This is a genomic window from Barnesiella sp. An22, from assembly GCF_963931395.1.
GTDB classification, from domain to species: Bacteria; Bacteroidota; Bacteroidia; order Bacteroidales; family Barnesiellaceae; genus Barnesiella; species Barnesiella merdigallinarum.
Genome location: NZ_OZ007014.1, coordinates 1158223 through 1171695, shown reverse-complemented (window position 1 = coordinate 1171695; position 13473 = coordinate 1158223). Strand labels below are relative to the sequence as shown.

The window sequence follows — 13473 nt, the reverse complement described above, 5'->3', positions numbered from 1 at the left end:
TCCTATTTTTTATTTACTTTTTCAAAATCTGGGCGGCGTGATTCTTCGTGTCTACCTTCTCGATAACATCGGCTATCACGCCATTCTCGTCGATGATAAAGGTGGTGCGCACGGTCCCCATGTAGGTACGGCCGGCCATCTTCTTCTCGCGCCACACCCCGAAGGCCTCGTTCAGCTTCAACTCCGTGTCGGCAATCAGCGGAAAGGGCAACGACTGTTTCTCGATAAACTTCACATGCGAAGCCTCGCTGTCCTTGCTCACGCCCACCACGGCATAACCGGCCGACTGAAGGTCGGCATAGTTGTCGCGCAGGTTGCACGCCTCGGCCGTACAGCCGGGGGTGTTGTCCTTGGGATAAAAATACAGTACCAACTTGCGACCGGCGAAGTCGCTCAAACGTATCTCTTTGCCCGATTGGTCCACGCCCAATACTTCGGGGGCTTTATCTCCTGGTTTCAGTGCCATAATCTTTTCTATTTAATTCGTTACACAAAGATAACTATTTTTCCCCTCCGTCAAAAACCGATACCGAAATATCCGTTCCCGCTTCGGATATGACAAAGATAGCAACGCACTTGCGCATAAGAGATACACAGGTGCGTTAATATACGTTTATTATCTAAGAAAAGAGATACCGCTGGAACAACCGGTCTCCCCACCTCCCCTCACGACTGCTTCTTGTAGGTGAGGGCCGCCACGGCGTTGAAGAGCCCGGCATAGCCCACCAGGGCGAGGTACTGCGGCCACAGCTCCACAATCGAAGCCCCCTTGAGATAGACGGCCCGCATCACCTCTACAAAGTAGCGGGGCGGCAACAGGTAGGTGATGGCCCGCGCCCAGGCGGGCATCGACTCGATGGGGGTGAGCAGTCCGCTCATCAGCACAAAAATCATGATGAAAAAAAACATCACAAACATGGTCTGCTGCATGGTCGACGAGCGGTTGGCTATGATGATGCCCAACCCCGACATGGTGAGGATGAAAAAGAAGGCGGCCAGATAGACCGAACCGACAGAACCGGCCGGAACGAGACCATAGACCCACCAGGCCAGCAGCATGGCGAGGGTGAGCACCACGAAACCGATTATCCAGTAGGGGATGAGTTTGGCCAACGTGAAGAGGAAGCGGCTCACCGGGGTGACATTTATCTGCTCGATGGTGCCGAACTCCTTTTCGCTCACCAGATTGATGCCGGGCAGGAAGCCGCAGATAAGCACCAGCAGGATAATCATCAGCGCCGGCACCATGAAGTGCTGATAGTCGAGTGTGGGGTTGTAGCGATTCTGCACGACAAAGAGGTCGGTCGCCACCACGGGCATCTGCTCCTGCTGCAACTCGGCCAGGGCCTGCCGCACAATCTGCACCATGTATTGCGAGCCCAGAGCCCCCTTCAGCGCATTGGTACCGTTCACATCGATGCCGATGCGCCGGGGCGAACTCCCGGCCAGAGAGCGCTCGAAGTGCTCGGGAATGGAGAGTATCACATCGGCATCGCCCTCCTCGAGCGAAGCATAGGCCGCCTCGTAGCTCTCGGTCACACTTTTGAGGCTGAAGTAGTCCGACGACCGTATCTTCTCGACAATCCGGCGGGAGGCCTCGGAGTGGTCGTTATCGACAATCGACACCCCCACATGGCGCACATCCATCGTCGCCACCCACGGGATGACCAGCATCACCAGCAGGGGGAACACAATCACCATCTTGGGCATGAAGGCATTCCGCATGAACTGACGGAACTCCTTTTCCAGCAAAACGAGCAAGGTCCTTCTCATCACGATTCGAGTTTATCGTTAAACTTCTTCAAGGCCACAACCACCAGCACCACCGTCATGGCCAGCAGGATGGCACTCTCCTGCCACACGGCCACAAACGGCTGCCCGCCAATCATCAGCTTGCGCACCGCCTCGATATACCACCGGGCCGGAATCACACACGAGAGAGCCCGCAGGATACCGGGCATATTCTCGACCGGGAAGAGCATGCCCGAGAGCATGATGACCGGCAGCATGAGCAGCATGCCCGAGATGAGTATTGCCACCACCTGCGTGTGCGAGACGGTCGAGATAAAGAGTCCCAACGCCAGCGAGAGCACCAGATAGAGCAGCGAAAGCCCCACCAGCCCCACCATCGAACCCGACATGGGTACCCCCAGCACGTAGTGTGCCAGCAGCAGAATGGTCGCCAGCGCCAGACACGACAGCAAAAAGTAGGGAATCATCTTGGCCGAGATAATCCAGATAGGCCGCACCGGCGACACCAGGAGCACCTCCATCGTGCCGCTCTCCTTCTCGCGCACAATCGAGACCGAAGTCATCATGGCACAAATGAGGATAAAGATAAGCCCCATGATACCGGGCACGAAATTGTACGAGCTCTTCATCTGCGGGTTGTAGAGGATACGCACCGCCGGGGCCGAACCGGCCGCCACCGAACCGTCGCCCAGGAAAGCCTGTTGCAGGTAAATGAGGTCGGTACCGGCATTGTTGGGATTCGAGGCATCGACGACAAACTGCACCGCCGCCTCGTCGATGGCTCCGACGGCAGCCCCTTCGACCAGACGGTCATAGTCATCGGCAAAGACCACCACGGCAGCCGCCTGCCCGCTGCGCAGCACCCGGTCGATGCGCTTCTGGTCGATATACCCCTTGAACGAAAAGTAGGGGTTGGCATTCATGCGCTCGATCTGCTGCCGCACCGCCTCGGTACGGTGGGGTGCCACGGCAAAGAAGGGGATGTTGTTCACCTCGGTCGAGATGGCAAACCCGAAGAGAAGCACCTGCACCACCGGCATGAGCAGCACGATGAGCATCGTGCGCCGGTCGCGCAGAATATGCAGGGTCTCTTTCTTGACAAAATGTAAAAATCCGCTCATACTACTCACTCCGTTTTGCTCCTCGGGCCAGAATCCTGAACACTTCGTCCATCGACTCGGCCCCAAACTCTCTCTTCAACTCGGCCGGTGCACCCAGGGCTTCTATCTTGCCGTCGACCATAATCGACACCCGCGAGCAATACTCGGCCTCATCCATATAGTGCGTGGTGACAAATACCGTCGTACCGCCGGCCGCCGCCTCGTAAATCATCTCCCAGAACTGACGCCGGGTCACCGGGTCGACCCCACCCGTGGGCTCGTCGAGAAAAACCACCTCGGGCCGGTGCAGCGTAGCCACCGAGAAGGCCAGCTTCTGCTTCCACCCCAGCGGCAGCGAACCCACCAGTGTATCGGCCTCGCTCCTGAAGTGCAGCCGGTTGAGCACCGATACCGTGCGGCGCAACGTCTCGTAACGTCCCAAGCCGTAGATGCCGGCATAGAGGCGTATGTTCTCGCGCACCGTGAGGTCGTCGTAGAGCGAAAAGCGCTGGCTCATATAGCCGATGTGCCGCTTGATCTGCTCGCCCTGCGTCATCACGTCGAAGCCCGCCACCCGGCCGCTGCCCGAGGTAGGGTAACTCAACCCGCACAACATGCGCATGGCGGTCGTCTTGCCGGCACCGTTGGCTCCCAGGAAACCGAAAATCTCGCCCCTCCGCACCTCGAAGGTGATGTGGTCGACGGCCGTAAAGTCGCCGAAGCACTTGCACAAATCCTGTACCGATATGATTACGTCGTTCATCGTTGCATCAGTTTCATAAATACATCTTCAATCCCGGCCTGCACCGGCTCTACTGTCACCGCCTTGAACCCTCGCTGCCGCAACTGCCGCTCGAAGGCCTCGGCATCGAACCCCTCGGCCACCACCAGATGATGGCTCGCCCCGAAGGGATAGCACTCCTTCACCCCGTCGGCCCGGCGCGCCTCGAGCAGCAGCCCGTACATGTCGCTGCCCGAGAGGGCATAGAGCGGCTCGTCAAACTGTGCCACGATACCGGCCGGGGTGTCGATACCCAACAGATGCCCGTTGTCGCACAGGGCAATGCGGTCGCAACGGCACGCCTCGTCCATGTAGGGGGTAGAGACCAGTATCGAGATACCCTGCCGCTTCAGGTCGAAAAGCATGTCCCAGAACTCCCCGCGCGACACGGCGTCGACCCCCGTGGTAGGCTCGTCGAGAAAGAGTACCGAGGGGCGGTGTATGAGGGCACAGCAGAGGGCCAGCTTCTGTTTCATACCTCCCGACAGCTTCCCGGCCCGTCGTTTGCGGAAGGGCTCGATTTGCCGGTAGATGGGGGCTATCAGGTCGTAATTCGCTTCCACTTTCACGCCGAACAGGGCGGCGAAAAACTCGAGATTCTCGGCCACCGACAGGTCGGGATAGAGCGAAAAGCGCCCCGGCATATACCCCACCCGCTTGCGTATCTCGCGATATTGGGTCACGATGTCGAGCCCGTCGACCGTCGCACGCCCCTCGTCGGGGTCGAGCAGCGTGGTGAGCAGGCGGAAGAGCGTAGTCTTGCCGGCACCGTCGGGCCCGATGAGACCGAACAGCTCGCCCCGCCACACCTCGAAGGTGATGTGGTCGACGGCCGTCAGGGTACCATACCGCTTGGTGAGCCCCGCTATCTCTATGGCATTGGGTGTAGTCATCGCTGTGAGATTAAGGATATGAGATTAAGATAATGGATTATTCGGGGAGACGCACCTCGCCATAAAGCCCGATTTTCAACCAGCCGTCGTTCTCGACCGCAATCTTCACGGCATAGACCAGATTGGCCCGGGTGTCGCGCGTCTGAATGGTCTTGGGGGTAAACTCGCTCTCCGAGGCTATCCAGGTGATGCGCCCGGGATATTCGCGCTGCTGGTCGTCGCCGAAGTCGGCCACCACCGTCACCTCCTGCCCCACCTTCAGACGGGCCAGTTGGTCCGAAGTGAAGTAGGCCCGCAGATAGAGGTGGCTCATGTCGGCCACCTTCATGAGCGGACGCCCGGCGGCGGCCAGTTCGCCCGCCTCGCCATACTTCACCAGCACCGCCCCGTCGATGGGCGAAGCGATGCGGCACTTGGCCAGACGGTCCTCGACCTGAGCTATCTGCAGATCGATGGCCGAGGCATTGGCATCGAGCGACGAGGTATTGTTCCTGAGACTGGAGAGCAGAGCCTCCAGCTGTCCGTTCAACACCCGTATCGAAGCGGTGATGTCGTCGAGCTGCTTCGTCGTAGCCGCCCCGTCTTTCAACAGGTTTTCGACCCGGCTGCGCTCCCGCTCCTGCTGGGCTATCTGGCTGCGCAGGGCCGCAGCCTGCTTGGCGATGTCGGGCCGGTTGCTGTGAATCGAGGCCCGCTGCTGCTCGAGTTGCAGCTTCTGCAAATACAACTGCACGGTATCTATCGCCCCCACCTGACGACCGGCCGTGAGGGTGTCGCCCTCCTCGACGTCGAAATAGAGAATACGACCCGTCGCTTCGGCCGAGACCACCACCTCGGTAGCCTCGAAAGTTCCCGTCGCATCGAAATCGTTGCGGTTGCCACACGAGACAAGGAGCAGCGCCAACGCGCTGTAAACTGCAATCTGTTTCATCTTGTTCAGGATTTATCGGTTTATCGTATGTTTCAGTTCATAAAGCGTCTTCAGCAGTTCGATTTCGCGCATGCTGCGGGCCATCGAGGCGTTGGCCTCGTCGGTAATCTTCAGCAGCAGGTCGTGGGTATCGATTACCCCGTTGCGCAGTTTCGACTCGGCCGCCTCGCGCACCGACCGCCGCAGGGCCACGATGCGGTCGTCGTCGGCCAGAGCCCGGCGCAGGCGGGCCACGTTGCCATTCTCCTGCGTACTCTGCAACTGGGTATTAAAGAGGAATATGTCGCGTTGCACCTCGACCTGCAGACGTGAATTGCGCAACTTGTCGAGGTTGTTCTTCTGGGTATAGTAGGCCCCGAAGTTCCACGAGAGCTTCACCCCCAGCAGGGCGTTCCAGCTCCAATTGTCGTTCATCATGCCCTGCATGAAGTCGAGCCCGGGGTAGCCGTAATAGCCTTGGGCAAAGAGTCCCAATCGGGGCATCGAAGCCGACTTCACCAGCCGCTCCTGAGCCGCAAGCCGGTCTATCCGGGCGGCAAACAGCGAGAGTTCGGGCCGCTCGTTACCCCCCATCGGCGGCTCCACGACGGCAGGCCGCAACAACGTGCGGTCGCCCAACGCCTCGCCGATAAAGAGCCCCAGCATGCTGCGGTAGCTCTCGCGCGACGCCTCGAACTGCCCCAACTGCTGCCCCACCGTGAGCAGCTCGGCCTCGAGCACATCGGCATCGCTCTGCATGGCCACGCCGTTGCGCTGCAACGCCTCGACCTTGGCCAGGTTGCTGCGCAGCAAATCCTGCGTGAGGCGGGTCTGGGCAATGCGCTCGTCGAGCAGCAGGATACCGAAATAGAGTTCGTCGATACGACCCTCGAGCGTATACATCTCGACATCGGCCGTCGAGCGCTGTTCGGCCGCTTCGGCCCGCGCCATACTGCGGTCGGCGGCCGACTTGCCGCCGTCCCAGATAGTCTGGTTCAGCTCCAGCCCCACCTTGTACTGGTCTTTCTGCAAGCCGGGAATCTCCAGCCCCTGCCGGGCCAGCATGCCAGTAAGCACATCGGGGAAGGTGGGCACATCGGTCTGCCAGGTAGCCTGGGCCGAGAGAGCCACCTGCGGAATCCAGGCCCGGGCGGCATTGGAGAGGTTGTACGACTCGGTCTGACGTATCAAATCGTATTGCCGTATCTCGGGATAGTGCTCCCGAGCCATCTGCCGGCAATCGTCGAGCGTAAGTTGGGCCTGGGCCCCCACGAGGCCGCACCACAGCCCCAGGCATAAAACAACGACACGTTTCTTCATGGCTCTATTTTTTTATTCGACGCATAATTACTTCTATATTCTCGGCCTTGCGCATCTCGAAAAACTGGCTTCGGTCGGCGGCGACAGGGCCGAATACGGGTTCGATCAAAGGATAGGCGACAAAGGGGAAGACGTTGAGACAAACAATGTCGAGCAACAGATGGCGCACATCGATGGCCACGACCTCGCCCCGCCCGACCAGCACGTCCATCTCCCGCTGCAGTTGCTGCATGAGCCCGTCGGCTATGCGCGAGATATTCTCGCGCATCACTTCATACCGCTCGGGGCGCGAGAAGACCTCGTTCACGATGAACCGGGGCAAATCGGGGTTCTCCATGAGAAAATCGAAATGACTGCCTATCCCCCTCTTCAACCGCTCTAGCACCGGGAGGTCGGGCGTGCCAAAAGAGGCAAGTACCGACCGCCCCATCAGGCTCAGCTTGTCGGTGAGAATGCGGTCGAAAAGCTGCTCCTTGGTCCTGAAATAGTAGTGGAGCATGGCATGCGTCACCCCGGCTGCCCGGGCTATCGACGCCGTCTTGGCTCCGTCGAATCCCTTGAGCATGAACTCCTGCTCCGCGGCCCGCAGTATCTCACCCTCAGTATCTTTTGTTTTCATTCCCATACAAACAAAACGGTTTAACAAAATCGTCTAACAAAATTGTTAGTTCAAATATACACATATTCCCATATAAATATCCTACGACCTCTTTCTTTTTTATTTTTTTAAGAATATTTACTGAACACCCCTGAACCGGATAGAAATGAAAAATAACCGAACGTATAGTTTTGAATCATTAAAACACAATTCTTTATCAACAAAAGAATAACAGGCGGCAAAGTGCCCAATAGCCTACACGCCCCAATAGTCCAAACGGAACATTCCGAGCAAATAGAACAAAATCAACCGGATATATTCGGCAAATATCTCTGTTCGACAACCGCACAAAAGCAGTCGAGGCCGCCCCGGATACCGGAGCGGCCTCGATACTGAATATCAATCAACTATACGGTTTACAATTCGATGTCGCCGTTGAACACCTCGTGCCAGGGCAATCCCTGCTTGTTGAGCTGCTCCATGAAGGGATCGGGGTCGAACTCCTCGACGTTGTGAACGCCCGGCATGTTCCACTTGCCGGTGAGGAACATCATGGCACCGATCATGGCCGGCACACCCGTGGTGTAGCTTACGCCCTGGGCACCGGTCTCGAGATAGGCGGCGTGGTGGCTGCAGTTGTTGTAGACGTAGTAGGTCAACTCCTTGCCCTCCTTGTCGATACCGCGGATGCGGCAACCGATCGAGGTCTCGCCCGTGTAGTTCTTGCCCAGGTCGCCCGGGTTGGGCAACACGGCCTTGAGGAACTGGATGGGCACAATCTCCATACCGTTGTACATGATGGGCTCGATGCTGGCCATGCCGATGTCCTGGATAACCCGCAGGTGCGTGAGGTACTCCTGCCCGAAGGTCATCCAGAAGCGGGCCCGCTTGAGGGTGGGATAGTTTTTCACCAGCGACTCCAGCTCTTCGTGATAGATGAGGTACGACTCCTTGGGACCGATGTTGGGATAGGTGAGCGGACGGTGAATTTCGTGCGGCTCGGTCTCAATCCACTGGCCGTTCTCGTAATACTTACCCTTTTGAGTCACCTCGCGGATGTTGATTTCGGGGTTGAAGTTGGTGGCGAAAGCCTTGCCGTGGTTACCGGCGTTGCAGTCGACGATGTCGAGATAGTGCATCTCCTTGAAGTAGTGCTTGGCGGCATAAGCCGTATAGACGCCGCTCACACCCGGGTCGAAACCGCAACCCAGGATGGCAGTGAGGCCGGCCTGCTCGAAACGCTCGCGGTAGGCCCATTGCCACTTGTATTCATACTTGGCCTCGTCGAGCGGCTCGTAGTTGGCCGTGTCGAGGTAGTTGACCCCACAGTGCAGACAGGCATCCATGATGGTGAGGTCCTGATAAGGCAGAGCCACGTTGATGACAATATCGGGCTTGTGCTTCTTGAACAGAGCCACCAGCTCGTCTACCTTGTCGGCATCTACCCGGTCGGTCACAATGCGTTTGTCGCCTATGGCCTGGGCAATCGCATCGCATTTAGACTGCGTGCGGCTGGCCAACACAATCTCGGTAAATACATCGGGGTTCTGCGCCACCTTGTGCGCTACCACCGTTCCAACGCCACCGGCGCCGATAATAAGAACTTTTCCCATTATATCTGTTGTTTTTCTTTTTGAATTATTCATCCTTGTCGGTGTCGGCCGTCAGGTCGAGCACCTCTTTGTCGCCGCTCTTGTCGAAGTATTGCTTGCGCAGCGGAGCGGCCGAAATCTCCTTGTGGAACTGGCGGTTGTGATAGACATCGAGCGCCAGATAGAGGGCGTGGCGGAACGACTGCTCGTCGGCCTTGTTCTGCCCGGCAATATCGTAGGCCGTGCCGTGGTCGGGCGAAGTGCGCACGACAGGCAGCCCCGCCGTAAAGTTCACACCGTCCTCCATGGCCAACGCCTTGAAGGGGGCCAGACCCTGGTCGTGGTACATGGCCAGTACACCGTCGAACTGCTTGAAGTGGCCCGTCCCGAAGAATCCATCGGCCGGATAGGGACCGAAGCAGAGCATGCCCTTGCCGATAGCCTCCTGAATGGCCGGCTTGATGATGTCGTTCTCCTCGCTGCCCAGCAGACCGTCGTCGCCGGCGTGGGGGTTGAGCGAAAGCACGGCAATACGGGGCTTCACCACGCAGAAATCCTGCTTGAGCGACTGTTCGAATATGCGCAGTTTCTCGAGGATGGCCTCTTTGGTAATGGCCCCGGGCACCTGCGAAATAGGCAGATGCGTAGTGACCAGAGCCACCCGCATCACCTCGTTGAGCAGAATCATGAGCGACTTTCTGCCACGCCCCAGCCGCTTCTCCAGGTACTCGGTGTGACCGGGGAAGTCGAACTTGTCGGAGTGGATGGCGTGCTTGTTGATAGGTGCCGTCACCAGCACATCTATCGTGCCGGCCTCCATATCGGCGGCAGCCCGTTCGAGGGCAGCATAGGCAGCCTCGCCGCCTACGGCCGTAGCCTTGCCTATCTCTACCTTCACCTCGTCGTCGACGCAGGTAATGAGGTTTATCTTGTTGTCATCGGCCATCGAGGCATCGGCCACGATGTTGAAGTTGACGGCCGGTATGTCGAGGGCCTTGCGGTGATAGGCGGCCACCTTGGCCGAACCGTAAACCACCGGTGTACATATCTCGAGGATGTGCGGGTCGGAGAGGGTCTTGAGAATCACCTCATACCCTACCCCGTTAATATCTCCCTGGGTAATACCCACTTTTATCTTATGTTCCATATATGCTTTTTTTTGACTTTCTTACTGGACCGCAGAAAAAAATTTCGGCCCACTAAGATAAGAAAAATCCCCGATATACATCGCTGCCGGGGACTACTTTTACACCTCGGCCCCTATTTGCGCTCTTTCTCGGCTGTCGAGAGCATGCCGCAGGCGGCAAATATGTCCTCTCCGCGCGAAGCCCGTATGGTGGCTGTCACGCCGTGCTGGTTGAGGCGGTCGCGGAAGGCCTCCATCGACCGGGCATCGGAGCTCTTGAGGTTCACCCCCGGGATGGCGTGGAAGCGGATGAGGTTCACCCGGCAGTCGAGCCCCTTGAGCAGACGGGCCAGCGCATCGGCATGCACCAGGTCGTCGTTGAATCCGTTGAAGAGGATATACTCGAACGAGAGACGCCGCTGGTGCGAGAAATCGTACCGACGCAGCAGGGCCAGAATGTCGTTCATGTGGAAGGCCTTCTCTACGGGCATAATCTGCAGACGCTCATCGGGATAAGGCGAGTGCAGACTCACGGCCAGGTGGCAGTGGCTCTCGTCGAGGAAACGACGTATGCCGGTCAGGTGACCGATGGTCGAGACGGTGATGCGCTTGGGACTCCAGGCAAAACCCCACTCGGAGGTAAGAATCGTGAGGGCCTTCATCACCTCGTCGAGGTTGTCGAAGGGTTCGCCCATGCCCATAAACACCAGATTGGTGAGCTTGTCGCTATGCTCGACCGAGAGTATCTGGTTGATAATCTCGGTGGCCGTAAGGCTGCGCTTGAACCCCTGCTTGCCGGTCATGCAGAAGCTGCAGTTTATCTTGCACCCAACTTGCGACGACACGCACAGGGTGGCCCGGTCGCGGTCGGGTATGTAGACGGTCTCGACAAAGTCGTTGTCGCCCACACGGAACAGGTATTTGACCGTGCCGTCGACCGACCGTTGCGACTGCATGGGCTCGGAGCGCCCCACGTCGTAGCGCTGCGACAGCTGCTCGCGGTGGCGCAGCGAGAGGTTTGTCATCTCCGACAGGTCGCACACCCGCTTTTCGTAGAGCCACGAGGCCATCTGCCTGGCGGCAAAACGGGGCATCCCCGCCTCGGCCACCACGGCCTGCAACTCCTCCCAGGTTTTTCCCAACAAATGTTCTTTTTCCATAAACCTCGATTGGTTGTGTGATACAAATACAGAGTGCGTGTATCGAGCCCTTTGCTACGATATACGCACTCTGTGTGTGGTCTTATATCGAACGATTCGTCTCGATTAGAAGAAACGGATCATCGTGTTTTCGATGTCGGCTTTGTCGCGGAGCACCTCCATCAACCGGCTGTTGATCAGGTAGGTGTAGTTCTGCTGCAACTTGCGGGCCTCGTTCTGTGCATCGAAGGGTTGTTCCGAAACCGTCTTGTCGGTAACGGTAAATACATACACGCCTCTTACACCTTTCACGGGACCTACGAGCTTACCGTTCTCGGCCGTGGGAGCCAGAGCGCTCAATACCGGTTCGTAACCTACACCGGCAATCGAGGGCGACGAGAACGACACGAACTTGGCGCTGTCGACCTGGGCTTTCATAGCCTCGGCATAACCGGCCAGCGTGGTGATGTTCTTGGCCTTGAGGTCGGCAATCATCTTCTCGGCCTTCTTGTCGTTGCGAATCTGGATGGAAAGCATGTCTTTCACCTGATCGAGCGGAGCATAACCCTCTTTGGTTACGTGGTCGAGAGCGGCTACGACAAACGCATTGTCGAGCGTAAAGATTTCGGACACGGCACCTTTGTCGGCGTTGAAGGCCCAGCGGATAGCCTGACGGGCATCGTTGAGACCGGGCAGCGAGTAATCCTCGGCACTGCACTCATAGCTGTTGACCGTGTAGCCGGCCTCTTTAGCAGCGGCGTCGAACTTCTCGGCCGTATTGTTGGTAGCGCTGTACGACGACAGTTGGTTGTAGAGAGCCGTGTGCGTCTCGGTGCTGGGGTTCACGGCCAGTACGTAAGCGGCCACTTTGGCTTTCTTCACGGGAGCGGTGCGCGACAAGATTTGAACAATGTGCTCACCACCCAGGCTTTCGGCCTTGAAATAGCCGTTACCGGCCTCGCCGAATACTTTGTTGATGAAGGGACGACCTACGCTGACAGCCATCTCCTCGGTCAGCCAGATTTCGTCGTTGCCGTTGAACTTGGGCGAAAGCTCGGCAAAGCTGCCACCGTTGTTCAATACGTTGAGCACGCTATCGATTTGGGTCGAACGGGGTTGGAACGAAAGCAGACGCACCTTGATCGAGTCGGGGGCTACCTTGGTATCCATGAGACGATACATCGTATAGGTGTCGTTCTCAAACTCGAGCGGCGACGATTCGCCTACGGCAGCCGTCTGGGCAAACTGTTTCATCTTCTCGGGCATGGACGAAACGGCTACGAAACAATCGTCGTAAGCCTCGTCGGAGTTATTGGCCACGAAAGCAGCCACGTCGTTGGTCGTGGCGAATACGTTCTTGTTCATCTCTACCTTCTCCTTAGCCTTGGCATAGTCGTCCTGGCTGGGCACGATATTTACCGTGATGTATTTGATACCACGGCGCTCGGGCATCTTGTAGAGCTCTTTCACCTTGTTGTACTCGGCCTTGAGTTCGCTGTCGCTGATGGCGATGGTCGAGTCGGCAATCGTGGTATAGGGTTCCAGTGCATAGGCGATGTTGGCCGAAGTCTTACCCTCGGCATACGAGTTCTCGAGATCGAGCTTGTTGGGCATGATGGCGCGGTTCAGCAGGTTGGCAAACTTCTGGATGGCGCGATCCTCTTTCACCTGTTTCTCGAGACGGAGCCACATTTGACGCTGGGGCTCGATTTGGGCCAGTTGCTCGGGCGTGGTGTAGCCGTGAGCCTCGGGGTCGAGAATCACCTGCATGAAGTTGAGCAGACCTTGACGGTCGAACACTCCGGTTTGGGGATTGGTGAAATACTGACGTACCATCGGCGAGATGTTGTCGCCGGTCAGCAGGTCGGCCAACTCCTCTTTGCTCACTACGATACCCAGTTCGTCGAGCTCTTCGTTGAGCAATATTTCGTTTACCATTTGGTCATAAACCTCCTGGTTGATACGCGATACATATCCTTCGGGCAAAGACATTCCGCGTTGAGCATACATCTGTTGCAGCTCGTCGGTACGAACCTTTACGCGCTCCTGAAATTCTTCGACTCCGATATTGGTCCCGTTCACGACGGCGACTTTGCTTTGATTCATGGCGTAGAAGGTATGCCCCGAATTGAGGAAGTCCCCTACGATAAAAGCGAGCAAGGCGACTCCGATGATTACCACGAGCAAACCTGCTTTACTTCTGATTTTGTTTAACGTAGCCATTTGTTACTTTGTATGAATTTTAGTTTTATATTTTATTAT

The 13473-nt window shown here is 57.3% G+C and carries 11 protein-coding genes and 1 pseudogene; all 12 read right to left on the bottom strand.

The genetic code is table 11. The annotated features are described in order from the left end of the window. Nucleotides 1-13: 13 nt before the first annotated feature. The 12 genes and pseudogenes from bcp to ABGT88_RS04690 all read right to left on the bottom strand — a co-directional run bounded on the left by bcp (nucleotide 14) and on the right by ABGT88_RS04690 (nucleotide 13434). A complete protein-coding gene (bcp, locus tag ABGT88_RS04745) occupies nucleotides 14-466 on the bottom strand; it encodes a thioredoxin-dependent thiol peroxidase (RefSeq protein WP_346700712.1) in 453 nt (150 codons plus the stop codon). A gap of 200 nt (nucleotides 467-666) precedes the next feature. Further along, the gene (locus tag ABGT88_RS04740) at nucleotides 667-1773 is read right to left on the bottom strand and encodes an ABC transporter permease (protein ID WP_298663405.1); all 1107 of its coding nucleotides are present in this window, start codon (nucleotides 1771-1773) and stop codon (nucleotides 667-669) included. Beyond that, on the bottom strand, nucleotides 1773-2873 hold the full coding sequence (locus ABGT88_RS04735; RefSeq protein ID WP_300130239.1) for an ABC transporter permease: 1101 nt from the start codon (nucleotides 2871-2873) through the stop codon (nucleotides 1773-1775). Before ABGT88_RS04735 ends, ABGT88_RS04740 begins: the two co-directional genes overlap by 1 nt. A gap of 1 nt (nucleotide 2874) precedes the next feature. Beyond that, nucleotides 2875-3612: pseudogene (locus ABGT88_RS04730) on the bottom strand (ABC transporter ATP-binding protein); the annotation flags it as partial. Next, the gene (locus ABGT88_RS04725; RefSeq protein WP_258326526.1) at nucleotides 3612-4526 is read right to left on the bottom strand and encodes an ABC transporter ATP-binding protein; all 915 of its coding nucleotides are present in this window, start codon (nucleotides 4524-4526) and stop codon (nucleotides 3612-3614) included. The pseudogene ABGT88_RS04730 and the gene ABGT88_RS04725, both read right to left, overlap by 1 nt. Before the next feature lie 37 nt (nucleotides 4527-4563). After that, complete coding sequence (locus tag ABGT88_RS04720) at nucleotides 4564-5457, bottom strand: HlyD family efflux transporter periplasmic adaptor subunit (RefSeq protein WP_346700709.1); 894 nt, start codon at nucleotides 5455-5457, stop codon at nucleotides 4564-4566. A 12-nt stretch (nucleotides 5458-5469) separates the two neighbouring features. Further along, nucleotides 5470-6756, bottom strand: a complete 1287-nt coding sequence (locus ABGT88_RS04715; protein ID WP_346700707.1) for a TolC family protein — start codon at nucleotides 6754-6756, stop codon at nucleotides 5470-5472. Between the two features lie 4 nt (nucleotides 6757-6760). Further along, nucleotides 6761-7381, bottom strand: coding sequence for a TetR/AcrR family transcriptional regulator (locus ABGT88_RS04710; RefSeq protein ID WP_298663394.1), 621 nt, complete (start codon nucleotides 7379-7381; stop codon nucleotides 6761-6763). A gap of 389 nt (nucleotides 7382-7770) precedes the next feature. Next, nucleotides 7771-8967, bottom strand: coding sequence for a saccharopine dehydrogenase family protein (locus tag ABGT88_RS04705; RefSeq protein WP_087408165.1), 1197 nt, complete (start codon nucleotides 8965-8967; stop codon nucleotides 7771-7773). Nucleotides 8968-8992: 25 nt separating this feature from the next. After that, nucleotides 8993-10093 (bottom strand): 4-hydroxythreonine-4-phosphate dehydrogenase PdxA, encoded by a 1101-nt coding sequence (pdxA, locus tag ABGT88_RS04700; RefSeq protein ID WP_346700704.1) that lies wholly within the window; start codon nucleotides 10091-10093, stop codon nucleotides 8993-8995. Nucleotides 10094-10206: 113 nt separating this feature from the next. Beyond that, the gene (rlmN, locus tag ABGT88_RS04695) at nucleotides 10207-11232 is read right to left on the bottom strand and encodes a 23S rRNA (adenine(2503)-C(2))-methyltransferase RlmN (RefSeq protein WP_346700702.1); all 1026 of its coding nucleotides are present in this window, start codon (nucleotides 11230-11232) and stop codon (nucleotides 10207-10209) included. A gap of 105 nt (nucleotides 11233-11337) precedes the next feature. After that, complete coding sequence (locus ABGT88_RS04690) at nucleotides 11338-13434, bottom strand: SurA N-terminal domain-containing protein (protein ID WP_346700700.1); 2097 nt, start codon at nucleotides 13432-13434, stop codon at nucleotides 11338-11340. Between the last annotated feature and the right edge of the window lie 39 nt (nucleotides 13435-13473).